Below are 22,952 nucleotides of genomic sequence, written 5' to 3' on the forward strand. Positions count from 1 at the left end.
GCGCCCTGTCGGCCGCCGATCTCTCAGCAGTTCAGCATCATCTGCCTTTCGGAAGGACCCTCCACCCATGTCGCGTTTCGTCGACCGTGTCACCCTGCACGTCAGTGCGGGAAAGGGCGGTAACGGGTGCTCCTCCGTCCACCGGGAGAAGTTCAAGCCCCTCGGTGGTCCGGACGGCGGCAACGGCGGCCGCGGCGGCGACGTGGTCCTCGTGGTGGATCCGAGCGTGCACACCCTTCTCGACTTCCACTTCCACTCCCATGCGAAGGCAGGAAACGGCACGCAGGGGGCCGGCAGCAATCGCGACGGCGCCGTCGGCGAGGACCTGATCCTGGGTGTCCCGGACGGCACCATGGTTCTCGACAGCGACGGCCGGATCCTTGCCGACCTGGTGGGCGAGGGCACGCGTTTCGACGCGGCGGCCGGCGGTCGCGGCGGCCTGGGCAACGCCGCCCTCGCATCGCGAGCACGCAAGGCGCCCGGCTTCGCGCTGCTCGGCGAGGACGGGGTCGAGCGCGACCTGGTCCTGGAGCTCAAGTCCGTGGCCGACGTCGGTCTGGTGGGCTTCCCGAGCGCCGGAAAGTCGTCTCTCGTCTCCGTGCTCTCGGCCGCCAAGCCGAAGATCGCCGACTACCCGTTCACGACACTGGTCCCGAACCTCGGCGTCGTCTCGAGCGGCGACACCACGTTCACCGTCGCCGACGTCCCCGGCCTCATCCCCGGCGCCAGCCAGGGCAAGGGGCTGGGCCTGGACTTCCTGCGTCACCTCGAGCGCTGTGCCGTGCTCGCCCACGTCGTCGACTGCGCGACCCTCGATCCGGGTCGTGATCCCGTGTCCGACGTCGACGCTCTCGAGGCCGAACTGGCCGCGTACACGCCCGCCCTGTCGAGCGACGCCGGCCTGGGCGAGTTGGCCGATCGCCCGCGCATCGTCGTGCTCAACAAGGTGGACGTTCCCGAGGCGCAGGAACTGGCCGACATGGTACGCGAGGACTTCGAGGCCCGCGGCTGGCCCGTCTTCGCCATCTCCGCGGTGAGCCGTGAAGGTCTGCGCCCCTTGACCTTCGCCCTCGCGGAGCTGGTCGCGCAGTACCGCATCGATCATCCCAAGGCCGTCGCGCGTCGGCAGGTCATCCGGCCCGTCGCCACCGACAAGGCGGGCTTCAGCGTCATCTCCGATCCTGACGAGCCGGGCGGCTTCATCGTGCGCGGCGAGCGCCCGGAGCGGTGGGTCATGCAGACGGCCTTCGACAACGACGAGGCCGTCGGTTACCTCGCCGACCGACTCGCTCGTCTCGGTGTCGAGGCGGAACTGGTCAAGCAGGGCGCGCAGCCCGGGGCGTCCGTGACCATCGGCGACGTCAGCTTCGAGTGGGAGCCGCAGACCCCCGCCGGTGTCGACGTCACCATGACCGGCCGCGGTACCGACTCGCGTATCGACCAGGTCGAGCGCATCGGCGCGCCCGAGCGCAAGCACGCCCGCCGTGTCCGTCGAGGGCTGGAGAGCGACGAGCAGTGACCGCGACGCAGCCGCACGGGAGTACGCGGGAGATCATCGCGTCGGCGCGCAGCATCGTCGTGAAGATCGGGTCGTCGGCTCTCACCAGCATGGAGGCCGGACTCGACCTCGCCCGGCTGGACGCGTTGGCGGATGCGATCGAGGCGCGGATGCGTGCCGGGTCCGACGTCGTCGTCGTGTCGTCCGGAGCGATCGGTGCCGGTATGGCGCCGTTGGGTCTCAAGCAGCGGCCTCGTGACCTGGCGACGAAGCAGGCCGCGGCCAGTGTCGGCCAGTTGGCGCTGGCGCACGCGTGGGGCACCTCCTTCGGCCGCTACGGTCGGACCGTCGGTCAGGTGCTGTTGACGGCGGACGACATCGCCCGTCGGTCGAATCACCGCAACGCTCAACGCACCTTCGACCGACTGCGCTCACTCGGCGCCGTGGCCGTCGTCAACGAGAACGACACCGTCGCGACGGCCGAGATCCGCTTCGGCGACAACGACCGTCTCGCAGCCCTGGTCGCGCACCTCGTCGGCGCGGACGCGTTGCTGCTGCTGTCCGATGTCGACGGCCTCTACGACGGCGACCCCCGCAAGGACCCCGACGCGACCTTCGTCCGCGAGGTCGCGAGTCCCGAGGATCTCGACGGCGTCGTCGCCGGATCGGGCGGCTCCCTCGGCACCGGCGGCATGGCGTCCAAGTTGTCCGCGGCCCGTCTGGCAGCGGACGCGGGTGTTCCCGTCCTGCTGGCGGCGGCGTCCGAGGCGGCTTCCGCGCTCAGTGGCGGACCGGTGGGGACCACGTTCACCGCGCGCCCGAACAGGTTGTCGGCCCGCCGATTCTGGGTCCGTCATGCCGCGGACACCGCCGGCGCCCTCACGCTCGACGACGGCGCCGTCACCGCGGTGATCGGCCGACGACGCTCGTTGCTGTCGGCAGGAATCGTCTCGGTCAGTGGCTCGTTCGACGCCGGCGACGTGGTGACCCTGCACGGCGTCGACGGCACCGTGGTCGCGCGCGGAGTCGTCGCGTACGACGCGGCGGAGCTCGCCGGCATGATCGGTCGCTCGACGGGCGATCTCGCCCCCGAGGCCCGACGCCCCGTGGTGCACGCGGACGACCTCGTCCCGGGCTGAGCGACCGGTCAGGCCGGAGCCGAGGCGGCGAGCACGCGCCGGAGTGCGAGGGCCAGCAGCGCCACCGCGACACCGGCCGCAACCATCGACCACAACGCCCAGCCGAAGCCGGTCAGCTCCGCGAGAGAGCCGAACGCGACGGGTGCCAGCAGCACCCCGATCCGGGCGATCAGCGACACCACTGTGAGGGCCGTGCCCGCGGTGATGCCGGGGAGTCGTCCGGCCAACCCGAACGCAGCCGGAAAGATCGGTGCCGCACCGAATCCCGCGACGGCGAACATCACCGGGGCGATCACAGGCGAACTCACCACGGGTGCCGCCAGGAACGCGGCCGCGATGAGCAGTGCGCCGCCCATCAGCACGGCGTGGCGTCCGACGCGGTCCACCACGGCGTCACCGACGAGGCGTCCGACGAACATCGCGGACGAGAAGGCCACGACGGTGAGACCCGCCAGTCCCGGCCCGGCCCCGAGATCGGTGGAGTAGATCGCACCCCAGGACTGCGGCACGTCCTCGACCAGGGCGCACACCAACACGAGCCCTCCGAGCAACGCCAGGGCGCCGGAGAACACGCGCCGTGGCCCTCGGCCGGACGGTCGAGGGACGGTGTCGGGCACGGCGCGTCCGTCGGGAACCAGCGAGCGGTGAGCCACCAGCGCGAGCGCCAGCAGGACCCCACCGACGAGAGCGAAGTGGACGAGCACGGCGAGTCCGATCCCGGCCGCGGCGGCGCCCGTGAGGCCGCCGGTGACGGCCCCTGCGCTCCACGCCGCGTGGAATCGGTTGAGAAGCGAACGCCGCCGGTTCTTCTCGACGATCACCCCCTGCGCGTTCATCGCCACGTCCATGACGGCGTCGGCCCCGCCCAGGACGGCGAGAGCGAGTGCCAGTGCCCACCACGTCCCGGCGAGTGCCGGGAGTACGAACGCCAGGCACAGCACCGTCGCGGAGAGCAGGACGACTCGGCGACTGCCGAGCCGCCGGATACCGACGGCGGCCAGGGGAGTGGCGAGAAGGCCGCCGGTGCCGACTCCCGCGAGCGCCAGACCGAGCACCGACGCGTCGAGTTCGAGAGCATCGCGGATCGCAGGCAGGCGCGGCGCCCAGTTACCGAGCACCGCACCGTTGACGAAGAAGATCGCCGCGACGGCCCACGGGGCACTGCCGACGGTCCTGCCGTCCGTCACAGAAAGGACGCCAGGACCTCGGAGCAGCCGGCCTCGATCTTCTGGGCGGCGAACTCGTCCCCGCGGGTGCGTCCTCGGTTGACGATGAACACCGGGATGTCGTTCTTCCACGCGTGCCGGACGAAGCGCAGTCCGGACATGACGGTGAGCGAGGACCCCAGCACCACGAGCGAGCGCGCGGCGTCGACCATGTCGTAGGCGCTCCGGACGCGCGGCTTGGGCACGCTCTCACCGAAGTAGACGATGTCGGGTTTGAGGATGCCGCCGCACACCTCGCAGCCGACCATGCGGAAGTGGGCGGTGCTCTCGATGATCGCGTCGGCGTCCGGGGCGATCTCGACGCCGTCGGCACCGACGACGGACTCGATGAAGCCGGGATTGGCAGCGGTCAGACGTTCGTCGAGAGCCACGCGGGAGACGAGGCGATCACAGTCGAGGCAACGGACGCGGCCGTACACACCGTGCAGGTCGATCACCGAGCGAGAGCCGGCCTTGGTGTGCAGCATGTCGACGTTCTGCGTGATGACGCCGGAGACGGTACCCACGCGCTCGAGCTCGGCGAGGGCGCGGTGCCCGGCGTTGGGGCGGGTGGCGTCCATGTGGCGCCAACCGACGTGGTTGCGAGCCCAGTAGTGACGTCGGAAATCGTCGTCGCCGATGAACTGCTGGAACGTCATCGGGTTGCGCGGCGGAGAGTCCGGGCCCCGGTAGTCGGGAATTCCCGAGTCCGTGGACATCCCGGCACCGGTCAGCGCGACGACGCGGCCGTCGGCCATCGCGTCCTGCAGAGAGAGGGCGCTGCGCGGCGACCGATCGAGAGAGCGTGGGGAAACCGAGGTCACGTCTCCAGAGTAGGTCGCCGCGTCGGCTGGGGTGGGCCGGCGGGGTGGGATGTCCGGTCGGCCCGTGGCGTCAGGCGGGAACCTCGATCAACGGGTAGACGCCGTTCTCGTCGTGACGCTCGTTGCCGACGACGGGCGGGTTGAACACGCACAGCATCCGCATGCGGGTCCGCGTCTCCACCGTGTGACGCTCGTGCCCGTTCAGCAGGTACATCGATCCCGGACCCAGGTCGTACGTCTCACCGGTCTCGCGGTCGGTGAGCGTGCCCTCGCCCTCGATGAGCCAGACGGCCTCGACGTGGTTGGCGTAATGGAAGTTGTTGACGGTGTTCGGCTCGATGGTGGTCTCGTGGAACGAGAACCCGACCTTGTCACCGCCCAGGACGATCCGCTTGGACCGCCACTGGCCGTCCTCGCTCGCGATGTCGCGCTCGGTTCCGGTGATGGCCTCGGTGGTGCGAACGATCATGTGGTCCTCCTCGTGCTGTGCAGACGTGCGGAACGCGATTCGGTCAGGAGCAGACGGTCGCGGTGGCGTCGGCCAGGATGCCGAGGCCGTGATCGAGATCCTCCTCGGTGATGGTGAGCGGCGGAAGCAGCTTCACCACCTCGTCGGAGGGTCCGGACGTCTCGGCGAGCAGGCCCTTGTCGTAGGCGAGCGCGGTGACCTTCGACGCCTTCTCCGCGTCGTCGAACACGAGACCCTGGACCATGCCGCGACCGCGGGTGCTCAGACCCTCGAAGCGGGCCGAGAGATCGATGAACGCGTCCTGGATCCGCTCGCCCTTGGCCAGGATCGACGCCTCGAACGCGCCGTCGGCCCAGTAGTGGTCGAGCGCGGCCTTGCTGGTGACGAAGGCCGGGCTGTTGCCGCGGAACGTGCCGTTGTGCTCGCCGGGACCCCAGACGTCGAGTTCCGGGCGCATGAGCGTCAGTGCCATCGGCATGCCGTAGCCGCCGATCGACTTCGACAGCGTGACGATGTCCGGCACGATGCCGGCGTCCTCGAAGGAGAAGAACGGCCCGGTGCGGCCGACGCCCATCTGCACGTCGTCCACGATGAGCAGGATGTCGCGGCGCTTCAGCAGGTCTGCGAGCCCGCGCAGCCACTCGGCACGGGCGACGTTGACGCCGCCCTCACCCTGGACCGTCTCGACGATGACGGCCGCGGGGCGGTTGATGCCGCTTCCCGAGTCGTCCAGCACTCGTTCCATCCACTGGAAGTCGTCCGTGGCGCCGCCGAAGTAGTTGTCGAACGGCATCGGGGTCGCGTGGACCAGCGGGATACCGGCGCCGGCGCGCTTCATGGAGTTGCCGGTGACGGACAGAGCGCCGAGCGTCATGCCGTGGAACGCGTTCGTGAAGTTGATGACCGAGGAACGGCCGGTGACCTTTCGCGCCAATTTGAGCGCGGCTTCCACGGTGTTCGTTCCGGTGGGTCCGGGGAATTGCACCTTGTAATCCAACCCGCGGGGCTCGAGAATGCGCGTGGTGAACGACTCGAGGAATTCACGTTTCGCGACGGTGGACATGTCGAGACCGTGCGTGATGCCGTCCCGCATGATGTAGTCGACCAGTGCCTGCTTGAGCACGGGATTGTTGTGGCCGTAATTGAGCGCACCGGCTCCGGCGAAGAAGTCGAGGTAGCGGCGGCCGTTCTCGTCGGTGATCCACGAACCCTGCGCGGTGTCGAACACTGCGGGCCACTGTCGGCTGTAGCTGCGGACCTGCGACTCGCGGGCCTCGAAGATGTCGGTGGTGGTGTCGGTCGGGGTGATGCTGGTGGTCATCGAGGTCCTTCGGGTGTGGTCGTCGGAAGTGTCGGCGAGCGTGCCGTCGAACGGGCCGACCGTGTAGAGGTCCTCCGGCTCGTGGCTGTCGGGAAAGTCGTTCGCTGCGAACAGATCTCGTCGGGTGATGGTGGTGTCGCGTCGTCGCGCCAAAGATGTGAAGAGGGCGATCGACGCGTCGTTGTCGGGGCTGATGGTGGTCTCGAGGAGGCGTGCTCCGCGTGGGGTGGTGCGGTCGACGAGGCCCTGCAGCATGCGCACGGCCAGGCCGTGCCCGCGCTGGTCGGAGTCGACCGCCACCTGCCAGACGAACAGGGTGTCGTCGGCGTCGGGACGGATGTATCCGGTGACGAAGCCGACCGGACGGTCGTCGGCGTCCACTGCCACGATCGAGGTGTCGGAGAAATCGCGGCACCACAGCACGTACGAGTAACTGGAATTGACGTCCAGTACTCGGGAGTCCCTCGCGATCTCCCACAATCGCGTCCCGTCGGCCACGCGTGGTGGGCGGAACGAGAAATCGATGTCGTCGGTCGGGGCGGCTCTCTGTAACACTGGCGTCATATTGCAAACGAACGTAACAAGGCTGACCGGACATGTCAGGCGCCCTCGTCGTCAGGCACGAGAATGGCACGCCTATCGCCAGTACGTTCGCCCCTTGTGAGTGTGGTCACACGACGATGCGTTCGCCGGCGACTCGGGGGCCTGCCGCGGCCCGCGGGAGGCGCGGGAACCCTCGCAGCGGCACCGCGGAGTGGGGCTGCTGTGACCAGTGTGAACAGGGTGATCAAGACTGAATGGTCTCGACGACGGTGAAATAAATGGTCAGAGCCCGGCGAGGCACCCACCGTTCCCGTTCGGTGATGGCTAATGTCCGGCACACTATGACTCCCACGGTCAGACTTCCCCGGCCCGCCCGACTGCGAGGCGCCGCTGCACGTGTCGGTGCAGCCAGCTCGACCCCCGTCGCGATGGTGCTCGCCGTTCTGCTCCCCACCGTGGCGGCCGGAGTGTTCTGGGTCTCGCAGACCGATCGCCCCGCCACCACCGGCACCGTTTCCGTCGCCGCCACTGCGGGCGGGTCGACGACGGACCCGCTCGGGTCGAGTCGTGCCGCCCTGACCAACACGGTCCTGCCGCTGCAGATCCTGAGTGGCGGTATGGCCGAGCTGTCCGACGGCAGCGTGGAGCTGGACGACGGCGCTCACCAGATGTCCGACGGCCTGCACCAGGCCCGCGACGGCTCGGCCGAACTAGCCGACGGCATGACCCAGCTCCGAGCCGGCCTCTGGCAGCTCGGTGACGGCTCGTCGCAGGTGAGCGGAGGAGTGGATCGCGTGGTGGGTGCGCTCACCGGCGTCGGAGCCGCGCAGGGCCAGATCGAACTGATCGTTCAGCAGACTCTCGACTCGCTCGCCGCGTCCACCGATCCGGGCGCCGCCGCGTCCGCGGATCAGCTGCGGCCGGTCCTCGACCTGCTGCGCACCCAGGGACTGAACGCCGGGGTGATGACCGACCTGCAGACGCTGCGCGACGGTGCGCGCACCGTGGCGTACCAACTCGACGACCCGTCCTCGGAGTTCGTCGACGGCATGGTGCGTGCCACCGACGGATCCGCGCAGCTGCGCGACGGCCTCGTCCTGCTCGACGACGGCGGGGTACGCCTCGTCGACGGCACCACGCGCCTGGTCGGGGGAGTCGGCCCGATGGAGACCATGTTCTCCACCCTGCGCACCAACGTGGAGAAAGCGTCCACCTCGCTGCCGGCAGCAGAGCGGATCGAACCCAACCCGGCCGGCGGCGGTACCTCGTACGTGGTGCGGTCCGCCTCGGACGCGTGGCCGTACCTCGCGGCGGCGTTCGCGCTCGTCGCAGCAGCGCTCGTCGGATTCTTCATCCCGCGCGCCCGCGCCGCGGTCCTGGGGGCGGTGGCCACCGCGTCGACGATGGTGCTGGCCCTGACGTTCGCCGACACCGGCGCGAGTCTCTCGGGCTCGATGCTCTCGACCGTCCTGATCGGAGTCTGGGTCGCCGCGGTGGCCACTGCGGCGCGTGCACTGCGCACCGCACTCGGAGCCGTCCGTGCCGGAGTGGTGCTCGGGGTCCTCGGGCTCGTCCAGGTGGTGCTCGGCGGGTTGGTCCTGCGCGGGGTCGGTGGTCTGCCCGACACGGTCGGACTCTTCACCCCCCTCGGCCAACTGGTCCGGTCGTTGGAGAACGCCGCCGCGGGCGGAAGCATCGTCACCTCGCTCGTGTCGGTGATCGCCGCACTGGTCACGGTGGCTGTATCGGTGGCCGTCCTGGCCGCGCATCGCACGATCGACGACGCGGAACCGGTCGACCACGGCGCCGATGCGGCCGTCGAGAACGACGCCGACGGGGCCGACCGAACCGAGGACGACAGCGTCTCGTCCTCCGTACGCTAGGACCACCGGCCGGACGATCCCGCGGCAGGAATACCTGTCGGCGCCGGGTGGGCGGAGGAGCGTGACGTGCTGCTCGACGGAGCCAACGCACTGATCTACGGGGGCGGCGGTGTCGTCGGGAGCCGGCTGGCCGTCGCCCTGGCCCGCGACGGAGCGCGCGTGCACCTCGCGGGCCGCTCCCGGACGAAGATGCAGCACGTCGTCGACATCATCCGCGCGGACGGTGGCCACGCCGAGGCGGCCGTCATCGACGTGCTGGACGAGGTCGACGTCGACGAGTACGTGGACGTCGTCGCCGCCTGTTCCGGAAGCATCGACGTGTCGATCGACGTCATCATCCCTGGCCGGGCGTCGCGTGCGACCCCCTCCGAAGCGTCGGCGCGTCGGCTCGATCGCACCGAGGTCGCGGATCTCGAACGTCCGGTCCTGGACGCGCTGCGTGCCCACTTCATCACCGCGCGGGCGGCCGCACGGCACATGGTGTGCCAGCACTCCGGTCTCATCCTCGTTCCGCGCTGCCTGCCGACCGCAGGCGACGCGGGGCTGGACGCGTCGTCGCTGGCCTCCGTCGTCATCGATCGGCTCGCCGCGCAACTTGCCGGCGACCTGGTCGGCACCGGGGTGCGCGTCACCGCCGTCGACACCGATCCGACGTCGGCCGACGAGACGGCCCGACGGCTGGTGGCCGCGGCGTCAGACGGCGATACGTAGCGCCTCGACGAGATCCCGGTACAGGGTGTCGGTGTCGAGCAGCTCGCGGTGCGTTCCCTTCGACCGGACACGTCCGCGCTCGAGCACGAAGATGGTGTCCGCGTCGATGACCGTCGACAGGCGGTGCGCGATGGTCACCACCGCACCGTGCACCGACAGGTCGCGGATGGCGTCGTGGATGGCGGCCTCGGTGATGCCGTCCACCTGCGCGGTGGCCTCGTCCAACAGCAGGATGTCCGGTGGGCGGACGATGGCACGGGCCAACGCGATGCGCTGACGCTCGCCGCCCGAGACCGCCGAGTCGCGCAACTCGGTGGCGAGACCGGCCGGCAACAGCTCGATCTTCTCGGCCAGCCGCACGCGTTCGAGTGCCGCCCACAGCTCGGCGTCGGTCGCGTCCGGGTGGGTGAGCCGGAGATTGTCGGCGATCGTGCCCGGCAGTGTGGGTGTGGCCTGCTCGACGTAGCCGATGCGCGCGCGGATCTGACTGTGGGACAAGGCCGAGTACGGGACACCGTTCAGGGCGAGTTCGCCGTCCCGCGGTTCGAGGAAGCGCAGGATCAACGAGAACAGCGTCGTCTTGCCGGCGCCCGACGGCCCGACGACGGCGGTGTGGCCGCGCGACGGAATGCTCATGTCGATCGCGTTCACCGCGGCGCCCTCGTCGCCGTACCCGGCCGTGACCCGAGTGAGGGTGAGCGCCGAGACCTCCGCGCTCGCCGGCAGGTCCGCGACCGCGGTGGGCGCCTCCTTCTCGAGGTCCATCACCTGCACCTCACGAATACGGGCCGCGGCGGCGATGCCGCGCTGCAGCTGCGAGACGTAGAGCGTGAGCTGGGCGACCGGGCCCACCAACTGGAACGCGTAGAGCAGGAACGCGACCAGGCTGGAGACGGCCAGCGCTCCCGAGCTCACCCGATACGCGCCCACGCCGAGCACTGCGATGATGGTGAGCTGGATCCCGGAACCGGTGATGGTCCACGCCCAGGCCTCGAGACGCACTGCCCGGATACCGTAGGACGCCGAGACGCGGGCCTCCTCGATGACCAGCTCGCTCGAACGACTCTCCGCCCGACTGGCCTTGACCGTGCGAACGGCGCGCAACGCGCCCTCCAGGATTCCGCCGAGCCGACCCATCGCCTCCTGTGCATTGCGTTGAGCGCGAGCCACCTTCGGCATGAGGAACCCGGCGGCGACACCGATGAGACCGATGCCGAGCAGAGCCGTCCCGAGGAGGGGGAGGTCGAGGGTCGCCATGAGCACGATGACACCCACGATCGCGATGCTGCCGTTGACGATCTCGACCAGCGCCCAGGACGACGCCTCGCGGAGCAGCATCGTGTCGGACGTGACCCGCGTGAGCATCTCGCCCGCGGGACGGGCGGTGACCGCCGGGATGGTGGCGCCGAAGAACCGCCGCACCATCGATGATCGCGCCTCGAGCACGACGCGTTCGGCCATGGTTCCCAGGAGCAGGCGTTGAGCCAGACCCACGATGATCCCCACGACGAGGAGCCCGACCAACAGGACGATGGCCGACCGCGTGGCGCCCGGGACGTCGAAGGAGTCCAGCAGTCGCTTGGTGACCAGCGGAGTGGCCAGGGACGACGCGGTGACCAGCAGACCGAGGAGCAGACCGAACCGGAACAACCGGCGATGCGGGCGGATGAAGGTCCAGAGGAGGCGGAGATTGGGGAGCCGACCTGGTGCATCGGGAGTAGCTGTCGTCACCTCGTCACACTAGTCGCGCGCCGACAGACACCCCTTCTGTCCATCCCGCTCATCCCCGGCCGTCCCCGGCCTACCCGCTCATCCCCGGCCGGCCTCCGGCCTACCCGACCCCCCCGGGCCGGCCTCCGGCCTATCCGCGACCGATCAACGCGAACGGAAGCACCGCATCGGCCCCCGCCTGCCGGAGCGCCCGCGCCGCCATGGTGAGCGTCCACCCGGTGTCGGTGGAGAGATCGAGCAGCAGGACGGGTCCGTGATGCGCCGTCAGATCGGGTGCCTCGAAGGCGTCCACCAACGAGGCGACGCGGAACGCGGAGTTCGCGCCCGAGACGGGCCGGGCATCGGGCCGACGGTGCAGAACGCCCAGTGGCTCCAGCCTGCCGACCCTCGCCAGACGCTCCCCGAGGTCGTTCAACAGCGCCGGTCGGGAGTCGCTCTCCATGACCATCAGCCCGGTGGGCCGCTCGTCCCACGTCCACTCTGCGAGGACCTTGATGCACGCGGCCTCCAGCCCGTCGGGTGCCGGACCGTCCTCGCCGTCCGTCAGCGCGCGCAGGCGTGGTCCCCACACCGGGTCGGTGAGGCGGCCGAGGATGCGGCCGGTCTCCGGGCCGTCGCTGATCTTCCCCGACAGCTCGACGCCGACCTTCTTCAGTCCTGTCGGCCACTGCTTGCGGATGGCGAGGTCCAGCCCGGGTCGATCGAGACGCCGCCGGGTCGACTCCACGTGATCGGCCGACACGTCCGCGGAGAGGTGCTGCCCGGTGCAGTTGTCGCAGCGCCCGCACCGGTCCGCCTCCGCATCCCCGGTGAGGGACGGATCGTCGAGTTGCCGGCGCAGGAACGCCATCCGGCACTCGTCGGTGCTCTGGTACTCGATCATCGCGCGCTGCTCGGACAGCCGTGCCTCGTCGAGTCGTTCGTAGCGCTCCCGGTCGTAGTGCCAGTGTTCCCCGGTACCGAGCCAACCGCCCTTGACCCGCCGGACGGCGCCGTCGACGTCGAGGACCTTGAGCACCATCTCGAGCCGAGTGCGTCCGAGCTCGACGAGCGGTTCGAGAGCCTGGGTGGACTGGGCGCGCTCGGTGTCCAGCACCTCGAGCACCCGACGTACGACGTGTTCGCGAGGGAAGGCGACGGACGCGAAGTAGCTCCAGATCTCCCGGTCCTCCGGACCGGGCAGGAGGACGACGTCGGCGCGCTCGGTGGCGCGTCCCGCGCGGCCCACCTGCTGGTAGTAGGAGATGGGCGACGACGGTGCACCCACGTGCACGACGAACCCCAGATCGGGTTTGTCGAAACCCATGCCCAACGCCGAGGTCGCGACGAGCGCCTTCACACGGTTCTGCAGCAGATCCTGTTCCGCCGCTTCGCGTTCCGTCGGATCGGTCTGGCCGGTGTAGGCGGCCACCTCCATTCCTCGATCGCGCAGCAGCGCCGCGAGGTCGTTGGCTCCCGCGACCGTCAGCGAGTAGACGATGCCCGAGCCGGGCAGGGTCTCGAGATGGTCGGCGAGCCAGGCTATGCGCGCCGTCGGATCGGGGATGGTGACCACGGACAGGTGCAGCGACTCGCGCTGGAGACCGCCACGCAGGACGGTGGTGTCGGCCCCGCCGACACCGAGCTGTGCCGCGACGTCCTCGACCACCCGATCGTTCGCGGTGGCCGTGGTGGCGAGAACGGGGACCCCCTCGCGCAACTCGGCGATGAGCGACCTGATGCGGCGATAGTCCGGCCGGAAGTCGTGACCCCAGTCGGAGACGCAGTGCGCCTCGTCCACCACGACGAGCCCCGCGTCCGCGGAGAGCGAGGGCAGCACCTGATCGCGGAAGTCCGGATTGTTCAGCCGCTCCGGGCTCACCAGCAGCACGTCCAGTTCACCGGCCGCGACGCGTGCGTGGACGTCGTCCCACTCGGTGACGTTGCCCGAGTTGATGGTGGCGGCGGTGACCCCGGCGCGCTCGGCCGCCGCGACCTGGTTGCGCATGAGCGCGAGCAGAGGCGACACGATGACGGTCGGTCCGAGCCCCTGCTCGCGCAGCAGGCGTGCGGCGATGAAGTACACGGCCGACTTTCCCCATCCGGTGCGCTGCACGACGAGTGCGCGTCGATGATGGACGACGAGCGCCTCGATCGCCGTCCACTGGTCCTCACGGAGAACGGCATCGGGGCCGGCGAGGTCGGTCAGCAGCTCCTGTGCGCGCTCACGGGTACTCATGCGTCACGCGTCCCGGCGAGAGCCCGGTCGACCTCGGTGACGGTGGGAGCCGAGGACCCCGCGCCTTCGCGCGTGGTGGCCACGGCCCCTGCCGCACACGCGCGCCGAACCGCGGCGGCGGGGCCGTCGCGCCACGCGGCGGCGAGCGTGCCGGCGAAGACGTCGCCGGCGCCCGTGGTGTCGACGGCCTCGACGGCGGGCGAGGGATGGGCGGTGACGACGCCGTCGGCGCCGCGATGGCGGGCACCGTCGGCCCCCAGCGTGGTGACCACGTGCGGAATGCGGGCGAGTGCGTCGACCCCCAGGGCGTTCTCCTCGTCGCGGTTGACGATCGCGACGTCGACGAGACCCAGCAGATCATCGGAGAGCGGTTGCACCGGTGACGGATTGAGGAACACGAGCGTGCCGTTGGCCCGCGCGTGTCGCGCCGCCGCGACGACCGTCGCGACGGGCGTCTCGCGTTGGCACAGCAGGACGTCGGCTTCGGCGACGGCAGCCAGTTCCTCCGCCGTGAGCTCGGTCAGGGTCTCGTTGGCACCGCCCACGACGACGATGGAGTTCTCCGCGGCGTCGTCGACCGTGATGACAGCGACGCCACTCGCGCCCTCGACCTCGCGTAGCAGCGACGCGTCGACCTCGGCCCCGACGAGGGTCTCGCGCAGTTCGAGCGCGAAGGTGTCGGAGCCGACTGCTCCGACGAAGACGACCTCGGCGCCGGCCCGAGCGGCGGCGACCGCCTGATTGGCGCCCTTGCCGCCGGGGGAGGTGCGGAACGCGCTGCCGAGGACCGTCTCACCCGGTGCGGGCAGCGTGGGGGTGCGGGCGACGAGGTCCATGTTGATGCTGCCGACGATGGTGATGCGGGGACGTGCGGTGTGAGGATCGGCCATGGTGCACGACACTAACGGGTGGTTCGGACACCCGAGCCGTCTCGACGAGCGGGCGGCCAGTCCACGAACGACTTGCTCCGCGGCGGCGCGAACGTGCGCACCTTGGACGTGCGGAGACCCTGCCGGACCAGCCCCTCGGCGACGGTGATCGCCGCGGTCACCCCGTCGACGACGGGAACGTCGACCCTGGCCCGCACGGCGGCGTCGAGACCGGACATTCCGCCGCACCCCAGGACGATCACCTCGGCTCGGTCGTCGCGCACCGCGCGCTCCGCCTCGTCGACCACGGCGCGCACCGCCGCGTCGGGATCACGGTCGAGGTCGAGCACCCCGAGGCCGCTGGCGCGGACCGACGCGCAGCGGGTGTGCAGGCCCGCGACGAGGAGTCGGTCCTCGATCAGCGGGACCGTGCGATCGAGGGTGGTCACCACCGAGTACGAACGCCCCAGGAACATCGCGGTGCTCGCCGCGGCCTCGGTGATGTCGACGACGGGAACGTCGAGCAGCTCCTGCAGGCCCTCGCGGCCGTGCTCGCCGTAGCCGGCCTGCACGACGGCGTCGAACGGTTCCGCGTACGCGCGAACGGTCTCCATGACCGCGACGGCGGCGAGGTACGACTCGTAGTTGCCCTCCACCGACTCGGCCCCGAACGCCGGTGTCAGCGCGACCACGGTGGTGCCCGGCGACGCGATCTCGCGGGCGCGCGCGCCGATGGCCTCGGTCATGGATCGCGTCGTGTTGACGTTGACGACGAGGATGCGCACGGCAGCTCCGGAGTTCGACGGGAACGGGGTTCGGCGTCGCTCAGAGTAGACCCGCTCCGCAGGCCGGAAGATATATCGCGAACTCGGTTACGTTGGCAGCGCACGAGCGTGAACCGAACGAGAGGACCGGACCCACACCATGGCCGAACTGTTCTGCAACGGAGGCGCCATGCGTGGCGGCAACCTGCACCACAACGTCTCCAGTCACACCTTCCTCGGCTCGGTGCGGACGGCGCCGAACTACCGGTTCTTCGCGGTGCGCGACGAGTTCCCCGGCCTGCTGCTGACCGAGACCGGTGGCGCCTCCATCGCCGGTGAGCTGTACGACGTCCCGATGGAGAACATCCGCACCGACTTCCTGCCGGAGGAGCCCGTCGAACTCGAACTCTCGGTCATCCAGCTCGCCGACGGACGGTCGGTGATGGCCGTGGTGCTGCGACCGGGCCTGGTCGACTCGCTGTCCGCCGAGCTCACCGAGATCACGGATCTCGGTGGGTGGCGTGCCTATCGCGGGCTTCCCGATCCGGACGAGACCGTCTCTGCGGGAGCATGAGTCGTGTCCGCCGCTGCTGACTTCCTCCTCTTTCCCGATCTCGCCTCGCGCGCTCTGGGCGGGTCGGTGAGCGCCGCCAACGACGAGTTGTTCGCGCAGCGCGAGAACCTGATCAAGCCGACGGCGCCGTTCTTCGATCCGTCGGAGTTCGGCCACAAGGGCAAGGTGTACGACGGCTGGGAGACCCGCCGCCGACGCGACGACGGGCACGACTGGGCTCTCGTGCGGCTGGGTGCGGCGGGCATCGTGCACGGCGTCGTCGTGGACACCGCGTTCTTCCGCGGCAACTATCCGCCGTTCGTGTCGGTCGAGGCCGCGTCCGTCGAGGGCTACCCCTCGGCCGAGGAACTGTCGACGGTGCAGTGGCACACCATCGTCGAGAAGTCGCCGGCCGACGGCGACACGGCGAATCTGTATCCCGTGATTGACACCCGTCGCTGGACCCACGTCCGGTTGTCGATCTATCCGGACGGGGGAGTGGCGCGGTTGCGGGTGCACGGCGAGGTGGTGCCCGACCCGCGGTTCCTGACCGGAACGGTCGATCTGCTGGCGGCGGAACACGGTGGGCGGCTCGTGGAGTGCTCGGACGCGTTCTACGCGTCTCCGGCCAACATCATCCTGCCCGGCCGTGCCCGGAACATGGGTGAGGGGTGGGAGAACTCGCGTCGGCGAGGCGGCGGAAACGACCACGCGACGTTCGCTCTCGCTGTCGCCGGGGTGCCGCGGCACGTGGAGGTGGACACGTCGTACTACGTCGGCAACGCCCCGGGCTGGGTGCGACTGAGCACCGTCGACGATCGGGTCGCCGACGTCGCGGATCCGTCCGCGTGGGCCGAGGTCCTGCCGCGCACGGCGGTCCAGCCCGACACGCGGCACCTGTTCCTTCTCGACGGCGCCCCTGCCGCAACACATCTGCGCCTCGACGTCTACCCGGACGGGGGTCTGTCCCGGCTGCGGTTGTTCGGCGATCCGGACGAGCGTGGCCGCGTCGACGCGCGCGCCGCCTGGTGGGACGGGCTTCCCGCCGAACACCGCGCACTCCTCGCCGAGCAGGCCCCGGCATGAGCGCGTGGGATCTCGCGTTCCGCGCGCGCCGTGCGGTCGTGACCGCGGCCGACGGTTCCCGTACCGAGACGGCGTGCACGGTGGGGGTGCGGGACGGCCGCATCGTCGCCGTCGTGGGTCACGACGATCCGGTCGATGCGGACGTCGTCGTGGACCTGGCCGACGACGAGGTACTGCTCCCGGGCCTGGTGGACACCCACGTGCACGTGAACGAGCCCGGTCGCACCGAGTGGGAGGGTTTCGCGAGTGCGACGGCCGCCGCGGCCGCCGGGGGCATCACGACCCTGATCGACATGCCGCTCAACAGTATTCCGTCGACGGTCTCCACCGACGCACTCGACGTCAAACGAGCGGTGGCCGAGCCCGAGGCTCGCATCGACGTCGGCTTCTGGGGTGGCGCCGTACCCGGCAACGTCCCGGACCTGCGCGCGATGCACGAGGCCGGTGTCTTCGGCTTCAAGTGCTTCCTGCTGCACTCGGGTGTCGACGAGTTCCCGCCTCTCTCGCCCGACGAGCTCGAGGAGGCGATGCGGGAGATCGCCTCGTTCGACGGACTGCTGCTCGTGCACGCCGAGGACGCGCAGATCATCGCCGACTCCGAGAACGCCGGCGGCCGTGACTACGCCGGTTTCCTGGCGTCGCGACCGCGCGCCGCGGAGAACACGGCCATCGCCGACGTGATCGCGGCGTCGCGGCGGACGGGATGCCGCGTCCACATCCTGCACCTGTCGAGTGCCGACGCCGTGCCGCTCGTGGCGGTGGCGAAGAAGGACGGTGTGCGGATCACTGCCGAGACCTGCCCGCACTACCTGTCGTTCGCGGCGGAGGAGATCGCGGACGGGGCGACCCAGTTCAAGTGCTGCCCGCCCATCAGGGAGGCCGACAACCGGGACGCGTTGTGGCAGGCGTTGTCCGACGGCGTGATCGACACGGTGGTCACCGATCACTCGCCGTGCACCACGGAGCTCAAGCGGTTCGACGTCGGCGACTTCGGTGTCGCGTGGGGCGGCATCGCCTCGCTGCAGGTGTCCTTGGCCGCCGTGTGGTCCGAGGCGCGTCGGCGTGGGCACTCTCTCGCCGACGTCGTCGGGTGGATGTCCGCGGCGACGGCGGCTCAGGTCGGACTGGAGAGCAAGGGCGCGATCGCGGTGGGCAAGGACGCCGACCTGGCGGTGTTCGCGCCGGACCAGGAGTTCGTCGTGCACGCGGAGGAACTGAGGCACAGGAATCCGGTGAGTGCGTACGACGACCGCACGGTGACGGGCTGTGTGCGCTCGACCTGGCTCGCCGGACGACGCATCGATCTCGACGGTCCACCGCAGGGAGGGCTGCTGACGCGCGGCTGATTGCAGATTGTTGACAATCGGACGATCGTCCTCGACAGTGAGGGCATGACTGCAGCAGCATTCGTGCCTCGAACAGCCGACGCCTCCACCGGTGCTCCCACCGCTCGGCTGTCGCCCGCCCTGAAGCAGGCCACACCCATCGTCGTGGATCACGCGTCGGGAAGTTGGATCACCGGGACCGACGGGCGCCGCTACCTCGACTTCACCACGGGTATCGGCGTGACCAGCACCGGACACTGCCATCCGCGCGTGGTCGCGGCGGCACGCGAGCAGGTCGGCAAGATCATTCACGCGCAGTACACGACCGTCATGCACACGCCTCTGCTCGAGTTGACCGAGAAGCTCGGCACCGTCCTGCCGGTCGGCCTGGACAGCGTGTTCTACGCCAACTCGGGGTCCGAGGCCGTCGAGGCGTCGATTCGTCTGGCGCGCATGGCCACCGGCCGCCCGAACATCATCGCGTTCCACGGCGGCTTCCACGGTCGCACCGTCGCCGCGGCGACACTCACCACAGCCGGGACCAAGTTCCGGTCCGGCTTCGCTCCGATGATGGGCGGCGTCCACATCGCGCCGTTCCCATACGCGTTCCGGTACGGCTGGGACCTCGACACCGCGGTGACCTTCGCCTTGCGCGAGCTCGACTACCTGCTGCAGACCGTGTCCGCTGTCGCCGACACCGCGGCGTTCATCATCGAGCCGGTCCTGGGCGACGGTGGTTACCTTCCCACCCCGCCGGCGTTCCTGGACGGACTCCGCGAGCGAGCCGATCGGCACGGCATCGTGCTCATCGTGGACGAGGTCCAGGCGGGAGTGGGCCGCACGGGGAAGTTCTGGGGTCACCAGTTCTCCGATTCCGCCCCGGACGTCCTCATCACGGCCAAGGGTCTCGCCAGCGGCTTCCCGATCTCCGCGATCGCCGCCTCGACCGCCCTCATGAGTACCGCCCTGCCGGGATCGCAGGGCGGTACCTACGGCGGGAACGCGGTGGCCGCGGCGGCCGCCGTCGCGACGCTCGACGTGGTCGAGGACGAGGGCCTGGTGGAGAACGCCCGTCTGCGCGGGGAGCAGATTCTCGGTGGACTGCGTGAGATCGCGGCTCGGCACGACGAGATCGGAGATGCCCGCGGGCTCGGTCTGATGGCGGCCTTCGAGTTCGTCGACGACGCGGGGGACGCCGATCCGGGCGCCGCGCTCGCTCTGCAGAAGGCAGCGCTGGACCGCGATCTCCTGTTGTTGACGTGCGGTGCGCTGGGCAACGTGGTGCGCATCATCCCGCCCCTCGTGGTGACGCGGGACGAGGTCGAGCTGGGACTCGAGCGCATCGCGGAGGCGTGCGACGCGGCGCTGGGAGTTCGGTCGTGACGACGACGGTCGACCGACCCGTGCCGGTGGCCGATCGCAGCATTCTGATCGGTGGTCGATGGCGGGACGCGGTGGACGGCCGCACGTTCGACGTCGAGAACCCTGCCACCGGCGAGACCATCGCGCGCGTCGCAGACGGGGGGCCTGCCGACGCCGCTCTGGCGCTCGATGCCGCGAGCGCCGCCCAGTCTGCGTGGGCGGCGACGTCGCCGCGGGAGCGGAGCGTCGTGCTGCGCCGTGCGTTCGACCTCGTGGTCGAGCGGACGGAGGACCTCGCCGCCGTGATGACCGCCGAGATGGGCAAGCCGCTCGCCGAGGCGCGCGGCGAGGTCGCCTACGCAGCCGAGTTCCTTCGCTGGTTCTCCGAGGAGGCCGTCCGCATCGCCGGCGATCACACCCTGACCGGCGACGGGTCGACGCGCATGGTGGTCACACGAGTACCGGTGGGACCGTGTGTGCTGGTGACGCCCTGGAACTTTCCGCTGGCCATGGGTGCCCGCAAGATCGGGCCCGCTGTGGCCGCCGGATGCACCATGGTGTTCAAGCCGGCCGAACAGACACCGCTCACCTCGCTCGCTCTGGCCCGCATCTTTCAGGAGGCCGGACTGCCGGACGGCGTCCTCAACATCGTCACGACCTCGGACGCGGGTGGCGTCGTCGAACCGTGGTTGCGCAGCGGTGTGGCTCGGAAGCTGAGTTTCACGGGCTCCACCGCCGTCGGCAGGCTGTTGCTCGGCCAGGCGGCGTCCACCGTCATGCGGACGTCGATGGAACTGGGCGGGAACGCGCCCCTCGTCGTCTGTGCTGACGCCGATCTGGGGACGGCGCTCGACGGAGCCATGATCGCCAAGATGCGCAACATGGGGGAGGCCTGCACCGCCGCCAACCGGTTGTTCGTCCATCGGTCCGTCGTCGACACCTTCGCGGAGCAACTGACCGCGCGGATGGCCGAGCTGACCGTGGGAGACGGTGCGCACGAGGGTGTCCGGGTCGGCCCGCTGATCGATGCGCAGGGCCGCGCGAAGGTGCAGCGCCTCGTCGACGACGCGGTGAGACTCGGCGCGCGGATCCTGACCGGCGGTGCCACGCCGGAGGGGCCGGGATACTTCTACCCTCCGACGGTGCTGGTGGACGTCCCACCGGACGCCGAGATCGTGCACACCGAGATCTTCGGGCCGGTCGCCGCGATCATCACCTTCGACGACGAGGACGAGGTGGTGCGCATCGCCAACGACACCGAGTGGGGTCTCGTGGGCTACGTGTTCACTCGCGACGTCGACCGTGCCTTCGATCTGGGCGAGCGTCTCGAGGTGGGCATGGTCGGTCTCAACACCGGGCTGGTGTCCAACCCCGCGGCACCCTTCGGCGGGGTCAAGCAGTCCGGCCTGGGACGTGAGGGCGGGCGTCTCGGCATCGACGAGTTCCTCGAGGTGAAGTACTTCGCCGTGCCGCGTCGGCCGGGGCGGACGCTGTGACGGCCACTCGACGGCTGACGCCCCTCGACGCCCGCACCACGTCGATCGTCATCGCGGACCAGTTGCGCGAGCGCATCATCGACGGATCGTTCGCACCGGGGGAGCAGGTCCACGAGGCGACGGTCGCGACCGAACTCGCCGTCTCCCGCGGACCCGTTCGCGAGGCGCTGCAGCGGCTGAGTCAGGAGGGGCTGCTCGTCTCCTTCCGCAATCGCGGCGTCTTCGTCGTCGAGCTGGGTGAGTCCGACGTCGCCGAGATCTACCAGGCGCGCGCGGCCATCGAGATCGGTGCCGCGTTCACCGTTCTGCGGCGTGGTGACTCCGGACGCGTCGCGGACGCGTTGTCGCGCATCGTGGTCGAGATGCAGCCGGCCATCGACCGGGGTGACTGGCGGTCGGTGGCGGAGCGGGATCTCGCGTTCCACACCGCACTGGTCGCGGCGACGGGCAACAGCCGGATGAGCCGGATGTACGCGACGCTCGCCGCCGAGGCCCGCATCTGCATGGCCAACCTCGAGACCGCGTACCACCGGCCCGACGCGTTGATCGAGGAGCACACGCTGCTCGTCGATCTGCTGCGAGCGCAGGACTGGGCCCGGCTCGAACCTGCTCTGCGCGAACACATGGACACCGCCGTGCACGATCTGACGGCGTCGCTACGTGAGTCGGCGGAGACCGCGTAGTCACTCGCGCTGCGCCCGTGGGTGCGAGCACCTACGCTCGCTCCAGGAACCCGGATAACCTCGAAACTGTCAGGGATACAGCATGATCGACACGATCAGTACGGCCGAACACAGCTCCCGCCTCGCTGCCGTGCGTGCCGTCATGGCCGAGCGGGGTCTCGCGGCGCTCATGATCACCGATCCGTCGAACATCTACTATCTGACGGCCTACAACGCCCTGTCGTTCTACACCCCGCAGGTGCTCTTCGTGCCGGCCGAGGGCGACATGCTGTTCTTCGCCCGCGCCATGGACGCGCACGGCGCCTCACGCACGTCGTGGCTTCCCGACGACCAGGTGTTCGGCTATCCGGAGACCCTGGTGCAACGGCCGGACACCCATCCCTTCGTCTGGGTGGCTGACACGCTGCGCGGACTGAGCCTGGTCTCGAACTTCGAGCACGGCCAGGTGGGGCTCGAGATGGACTCCTACTACTTCAGCCCGAAGGCGTTCGAAGCACTCGTGAAGTGCCTGCCGGAGTACCGGTTCGTCGATTCGCGTGAGCTGGTGAACTGGGTGCGATCGGTGAAGTCGGACACCGAGATCGAGCTGATGCGCGGGGCGGCGGCGACCTGCGAGAGCGCCATGGCGACCGCGATGGACGCGATCGCCGTCGGTGTGCGCCAGTGTGACGCCGCCGCGGCGATCTCCGCGGCGCAGGTACGCGGCACGGACGACTTCGGCGGCGACCACCCGGCCATCGTTCCGATGCTGCCCACCGGTGAGGGTGCGGACACCCCGCATCTCACCTGGACCGACCGGCCGTTCCGGGACGGGGAGTCGACCGTGGTGGAACTGACCGGGGTGTTCCGCCGCTACCACGTCCCGATGGCGCGGACGGTCTCGCTCGGGCGACCGGACCCGCGCATGGCCGGTCTCGCCGCCGCCACCGACGACGCACTCGGAGCCGTGCTCGCGGAGATGAGGCCCGGAGTGCAGACCAGTGACCTCGCGGCGACGTGGAACCGTGAACTGGGCCGGGCGGGATTTCACAAGCCTTCCCGCATCGGGTACTCGATCGGCATCGCGTACGCGCCGGACTGGGGCGAGCGCACCATCAGCCTGCGCAGCGACGACGCCACGATCCTGCAGCGCAACATGACGTTCCACGTCATCGGCGGTATGTGGCTCGACGGTTACGGATACGAGGTGTCCGAGTCCGTGGTGGTCACCGACACCGGTATCGACACCTTCACCGCCTACCCGCGATGCCTGACAGTCAAGGAGTGACGGAC

General features: G+C 69.9%; 19 protein-coding genes and 1 pseudogene. 11 read left to right on the top strand and 9 right to left on the bottom strand.

Annotation, left to right across the window (positions count from 1 at the left end; translation table 11 throughout):
* Nucleotides 1-67: 67 nt before the first annotated feature.
* Together obgE and proB are read left to right on the top strand one after the other, a co-directional pair.
* Nucleotides 68-1,519 (top strand): GTPase ObgE, encoded by a 1,452-nt coding sequence (gene obgE / locus J4E04_RS07255; protein WP_027505671.1) that lies wholly within the window; start codon nt 68-70, stop codon nt 1,517-1,519.
* Nucleotides 1,516-2,637, top strand: coding sequence for a glutamate 5-kinase (proB, locus tag J4E04_RS07260; protein WP_222630327.1), 1,122 nt, complete (start codon nt 1,516-1,518; stop codon nt 2,635-2,637). The genes obgE and proB overlap by 4 nt, the downstream gene beginning before the upstream one ends.
* A gap of 8 nt (nt 2,638-2,645) precedes the next feature.
* Here proB and J4E04_RS07265 read toward each other — a convergent pair whose 3' ends face one another.
* The 5 genes and pseudogenes from J4E04_RS07265 to ectA form a co-directional block, all read right to left on the bottom strand.
* On the bottom strand, nt 2,646-3,824 hold the full coding sequence (locus J4E04_RS07265; RefSeq protein ID WP_490150267.1) for an MFS transporter: 1,179 nt from the start codon (nt 3,822-3,824) through the stop codon (nt 2,646-2,648).
* Nucleotides 3,821-4,600, bottom strand: coding sequence for a Sir2 family NAD-dependent protein deacetylase (locus J4E04_RS07270; protein ID WP_027505673.1), 780 nt, complete (start codon nt 4,598-4,600; stop codon nt 3,821-3,823). Before J4E04_RS07270 ends, J4E04_RS07265 begins: the two co-directional genes overlap by 4 nt.
* Nucleotides 4,601-4,736: 136 nt before the next feature.
* The gene (locus tag J4E04_RS07275) at nt 4,737-5,135 is read right to left on the bottom strand and encodes an ectoine synthase (RefSeq protein ID WP_027505674.1); all 399 of its coding nucleotides are present in this window, start codon (nt 5,133-5,135) and stop codon (nt 4,737-4,739) included.
* Nucleotides 5,136-5,178: 43 nt separating this feature from the next.
* A complete protein-coding gene (ectB, locus tag J4E04_RS07280) occupies nt 5,179-6,456 on the bottom strand; it encodes a diaminobutyrate--2-oxoglutarate transaminase (protein ID WP_027505675.1) in 1,278 nt (425 codons plus the stop codon).
* Between the two features lie 60 nt (nt 6,457-6,516).
* Nucleotides 6,517-7,020, bottom strand: a pseudogene (ectA, locus tag J4E04_RS07285) (diaminobutyrate acetyltransferase); the annotation flags it as partial.
* 320 nt (nt 7,021-7,340) lie between these two features.
* On the opposite strand from ectA, the gene J4E04_RS07290 reads away from it, so the two are divergent.
* The gene (locus J4E04_RS07290; RefSeq protein ID WP_490150268.1) at nt 7,341-8,882 is read left to right on the top strand and encodes a hypothetical protein; all 1,542 of its coding nucleotides are present in this window, start codon (nt 7,341-7,343) and stop codon (nt 8,880-8,882) included.
* Nucleotides 8,883-8,948: 66 nt separating this feature from the next.
* Nucleotides 8,949-9,593 carry an SDR family oxidoreductase gene (locus J4E04_RS07295; protein ID WP_222630340.1) on the top strand — a complete coding sequence of 215 codons (645 nt, stop codon included), beginning with the start codon at nt 8,949-8,951 and terminating at the stop codon, nt 9,591-9,593.
* Here J4E04_RS07295 and J4E04_RS07300 read toward each other — a convergent pair.
* The 4 genes from J4E04_RS07300 to J4E04_RS07315 all read right to left on the bottom strand — a co-directional run bounded on the left by J4E04_RS07300 (nt 9,576) and on the right by J4E04_RS07315 (nt 15,196).
* Nucleotides 9,576-11,324, bottom strand: a complete 1,749-nt coding sequence (locus J4E04_RS07300) for an ABC transporter ATP-binding protein (protein WP_027505676.1) — start codon at nt 11,322-11,324, stop codon at nt 9,576-9,578. The genes J4E04_RS07295 and J4E04_RS07300 overlap by 18 nt on opposite strands.
* A 130-nt stretch (nt 11,325-11,454) precedes the next feature.
* A complete protein-coding gene (locus J4E04_RS07305; RefSeq protein ID WP_490150269.1) occupies nt 11,455-13,542 on the bottom strand; it encodes a RecQ family ATP-dependent DNA helicase in 2,088 nt (695 codons plus the stop codon).
* Nucleotides 13,539-14,432 carry a PfkB family carbohydrate kinase gene (locus J4E04_RS07310; RefSeq protein WP_490150270.1) on the bottom strand — a complete coding sequence of 298 codons (894 nt, stop codon included), beginning with the start codon at nt 14,430-14,432 and terminating at the stop codon, nt 13,539-13,541. The genes J4E04_RS07305 and J4E04_RS07310 overlap by 4 nt, the downstream gene beginning before the upstream one ends.
* Nucleotides 14,433-14,443: 11 nt before the next feature.
* Nucleotides 14,444-15,196: an aspartate/glutamate racemase family protein gene (locus tag J4E04_RS07315; protein ID WP_027505679.1), complete on the bottom strand. Its 753-nt coding sequence runs from the start codon at nt 15,194-15,196 to the stop codon at nt 14,444-14,446.
* A 139-nt stretch (nt 15,197-15,335) separates the two neighbouring features.
* On the opposite strand from J4E04_RS07315, the gene J4E04_RS07320 reads away from it, so the two are divergent.
* From J4E04_RS07320 to J4E04_RS07350, 7 genes are all read left to right on the top strand, one after another.
* Complete coding sequence (locus J4E04_RS07320) at nt 15,336-15,749, top strand: allophanate hydrolase-related protein (protein ID WP_490150271.1); 414 nt, start codon at nt 15,336-15,338, stop codon at nt 15,747-15,749.
* Nucleotides 15,750-15,752: 3 nt separating this feature from the next.
* Complete coding sequence (alc, locus tag J4E04_RS07325) at nt 15,753-16,814, top strand: allantoicase (protein ID WP_490150272.1); 1,062 nt, start codon at nt 15,753-15,755, stop codon at nt 16,812-16,814.
* Nucleotides 16,811-18,160, top strand: a complete 1,350-nt coding sequence (allB, locus tag J4E04_RS07330) for an allantoinase AllB (protein ID WP_490150273.1) — start codon at nt 16,811-16,813, stop codon at nt 18,158-18,160. Before alc ends, allB begins: the two co-directional genes overlap by 4 nt.
* Before the next feature lie 45 nt (nt 18,161-18,205).
* Complete coding sequence (locus tag J4E04_RS07335; RefSeq protein WP_490150274.1) at nt 18,206-19,522, top strand: aspartate aminotransferase family protein; 1,317 nt, start codon at nt 18,206-18,208, stop codon at nt 19,520-19,522.
* A complete protein-coding gene (locus J4E04_RS07340; protein WP_490150275.1) occupies nt 19,519-20,997 on the top strand; it encodes an NAD-dependent succinate-semialdehyde dehydrogenase in 1,479 nt (492 codons plus the stop codon). Before J4E04_RS07335 ends, J4E04_RS07340 begins: the two co-directional genes overlap by 4 nt.
* Nucleotides 20,994-21,680, top strand: a complete 687-nt coding sequence (locus tag J4E04_RS07345; protein WP_328812576.1) for a GntR family transcriptional regulator — start codon at nt 20,994-20,996, stop codon at nt 21,678-21,680. Before J4E04_RS07340 ends, J4E04_RS07345 begins: the two co-directional genes overlap by 4 nt.
* Before the next feature lie 82 nt (nt 21,681-21,762).
* Nucleotides 21,763-22,947 carry a M24 family metallopeptidase gene (locus J4E04_RS07350; RefSeq protein ID WP_490150276.1) on the top strand — a complete coding sequence of 395 codons (1,185 nt, stop codon included), beginning with the start codon at nt 21,763-21,765 and terminating at the stop codon, nt 22,945-22,947.
* Nucleotides 22,948-22,952 lie beyond the last annotated feature (5 nt).

It is taken from the genome of Rhodococcus sp. NFXS4 (assembly GCF_058139645.1).

Coding starts and splice junctions, on each gene's coding strand:
- obgE (WP_027505671.1), top strand. CDS start 68: ATGTCGCGTTTCGTCGACCGTGTCACCCTGCACGTCAGTGCGGGAAAG.
- J4E04_RS07270 (WP_027505673.1), bottom strand. CDS start 4,600: ATGGCCGACGGCCGCGTCGTCGCGCTGACCGGTGCCGGGATGTCCACG.
- J4E04_RS07275 (WP_027505674.1), bottom strand. CDS start 5,135: ATGATCGTTCGCACCACCGAGGCCATCACCGGAACCGAGCGCGACATC.
- ectB (WP_027505675.1), bottom strand. CDS start 6,456: ATGACCACCAGCATCACCCCGACCGACACCACCACCGACATCTTCGAG.
- J4E04_RS07290 (WP_490150268.1), top strand. CDS start 7,341: ATGACTCCCACGGTCAGACTTCCCCGGCCCGCCCGACTGCGAGGCGCC.
- J4E04_RS07305 (WP_490150269.1), bottom strand. CDS start 13,542: ATGAGTACCCGTGAGCGCGCACAGGAGCTGCTGACCGACCTCGCCGGC.
- J4E04_RS07310 (WP_490150270.1), bottom strand. CDS start 14,432: ATGGCCGATCCTCACACCGCACGTCCCCGCATCACCATCGTCGGCAGC.
- J4E04_RS07320 (WP_490150271.1), top strand. CDS start 15,336: ATGGCCGAACTGTTCTGCAACGGAGGCGCCATGCGTGGCGGCAACCTG.
- allB (WP_490150273.1), top strand. CDS start 16,811: ATGAGCGCGTGGGATCTCGCGTTCCGCGCGCGCCGTGCGGTCGTGACC.
- J4E04_RS07335 (WP_490150274.1), top strand. CDS start 18,206: ATGACTGCAGCAGCATTCGTGCCTCGAACAGCCGACGCCTCCACCGGT.
- J4E04_RS07350 (WP_490150276.1), top strand. CDS start 21,763: ATGATCGACACGATCAGTACGGCCGAACACAGCTCCCGCCTCGCTGCC.